This window comes from Campylobacter sp. CNRCH_2016_3089 (genome assembly GCF_025772505.1).
Taxonomy (GTDB): domain Bacteria; phylum Campylobacterota; class Campylobacteria; order Campylobacterales; family Campylobacteraceae; genus Campylobacter_D; species Campylobacter_D lari_D.
Genome location: NZ_JAKMSF010000030.1, coordinates 1 through 2,257, shown reverse-complemented (window position 1 = coordinate 2,257; position 2,257 = coordinate 1). Strand labels below are relative to the sequence as shown.

General features: G+C 28.0%; 1 protein-coding gene and 1 pseudogene. Both read right to left on the bottom strand.

Annotated features, from left to right (window positions below; genetic code table 11):
• Nucleotides 1-1,123: pseudogene (locus tag L8W69_RS09040) on the bottom strand (hypothetical protein); the annotation flags it as partial.
• On the bottom strand, nucleotides 1,108-2,205 hold the full coding sequence (locus tag L8W69_RS09035; protein WP_263666972.1) for a DUF6792 domain-containing protein: 1,098 nt from the start codon (nucleotides 2,203-2,205) through the stop codon (nucleotides 1,108-1,110). The gene L8W69_RS09035 and the pseudogene L8W69_RS09040, both read right to left, overlap by 16 nt.
• Nucleotides 2,206-2,257: the final 52 nt, after the last annotated feature.

The window sequence follows — 2,257 nt, the reverse complement described above, 5'->3', positions numbered from 1 at the left end:
GGAAGATATAAGCCTGATAGTTTTGGAGTTCTTCAACTGCAACACCTACTTTAGTAGCTACTCTTTTATAAATCTCATCACAATCAATCAAATCCCTACAATTAGCAAAAATAAAAACTTCTTCTTTTGGCAAATTAACAAATATAGTCGAACTTGAAGAATTAAATTTTACTTTTGTTTTAATGGGTTGGTTTTTATTAAGATAATAGCTTGTGCAATTATTTTCATAAATCAAATTAATCATTTGCTTTTTTCTAGCTTGAAAAAAATCCAAATCATTTTCCAAGCTAAGACATTTAAAGCACTCAGAGTTATAATTTAAGATTTTCCCTATATTATCTTCTGTAAGTATTTTTTGATTATTTTTATCTTTAACAATGAAAGGCAACCACTTATAAACTGCTTCAGCATGATCTAAATCCTGCTCGAAGTCATTATTAGATAGTTTTTCTAATATAGGTTTATCCAGTATTTTTATATAAATTTGCATAGCTTCTAAAACCAAAAAAGAATCAGGAATAACAAATTTATTTACATTTTTATATTCACCTACATAAAACAACTCTTGTATATCTTTATAAATAAGATTAAATTCTTTCTTGTTATATACGCTATTTTTACACAAGTTATTAAAAATTTTATCCAATACTACACTAATATAATTTTGATTTTCATCTTGGATATCTATTTGATCTCCTGGTAAAAGCTTATTTTTCTCACTTAAGTCAATTAAATTTTGTGCATAAGAATTTAGATAATCCATAGCACAAGCAATATCCTTTTTAAATTCTTTGATATTTTCATTATTTTTTATCAAATGCTCATAAAAATAACTCGCCCAAACTATATTATACATAAAATGGCTAGTTAGCAAATAATTTTTTTCAAGCTCTCCTATATGAATTAAATGCAACTTGTCTGTATTTTTATAATCAAACTTATCTTTAATATCTAAGCCATATTTATAACCCAAATCAGCTATCACAGATCTTGATGACTCTAGTGCTTGTCTATATTCTCGTGAAAAATCTTCTTTATTAGGGATAGGTTTAGCTATAGTTTCTATATGATGTATTTCTATACTTGTTTTGCCTTTACTTGCTTGTTTTATATTAAAGCACATTCATCAAGTCTTTTTTGATCTATTTGTCCTTGTGAATTTTTACATTCTTCGATCAAACCATCGGTTCCATTTTCCACATTTAAAACTTTAGAGCAATTATCTAAAGTTTTTCTAGTCATACCAAAACCAAAAAGTTTTTTAATTCCTTTAACTAATAATTTAAAAACAACTCTAATAACTCTAATAAAAATATTTACAAGACTTACTACAACACCTTCTATACCAGCTCCATTATAAGTATAAAGTTTTTGAATATATTTTTTTTGCCCAAAGATACAAAAACATTGAGCCAAATGTCCTCCTAAAGAATGCCCCACAACATCTATTTTAAAATTATCACTCCCATGCTTTTCTCTAATGATTTTTAAAACTTCATCGCTATAATTCATCAAAGACACCACTTGTGGAATTCCAAGCCTCAAAGCAATAAAACCATCTGTAAAAAATGCATCTTTTAATAGCTGTGTTCCACCTGTTTCAGTGCCACGAAAAGCCAAGATATAAGTATTATCATTTTTACTTGTATCTTTAAAAACAGTATGAGAATAACCACTGATGTTAGTATTTTTTACATGATCTATAACTTCATAACGAGATACAAAGTTTTTAGTGCGTGGGCTAAGATGATGTCTGAATTTTCTAGGATCTTTATTGTGTTTAGCAAAATTTAAAGCCAGTAGGTTTTTTTGATCTTTTGCTTCTTTGTCTTCTTGATTTCTATAAATAAAGCTTTGAGCTTTATTTCCAATAACTTGATCCTCATCTAAAGCTTCATTGTCTTTTCTAGGTTTTTTAAAGACAAGATCAGCAGAAAATCTAGCTTCTATAATGGTAGCATAAGCTGTAGGATCTCCCTTATCTTTAACTACTTGAAATTTTCCATTTTTATCTAGAAACTTGACTTTTTCTTCTATCTCATACCCTAACTTTATCCCATCTGCATAAAGCCACAAAGGAGGAGTAAAAGCACTATCAAAAAAACCTTTTTCATCATTCTCATCGATTAAATCAAGCATAGCATAACTAGCATCTGCTATATCAGCATAGTCTTTGATTTGAGAAATAAGTTCTTTAGGGTTCATCAGTAACTTTGTCCTGTATATTTTTCATCACTTTTTATAAATTTACCATTAG

Coding starts and splice junctions, on each gene's coding strand:
- L8W69_RS09035 (WP_263666972.1), bottom strand. CDS start 2,205: ATGAACCCTAAAGAACTTATTTCTCAAATCAAAGACTATGCTGATATA.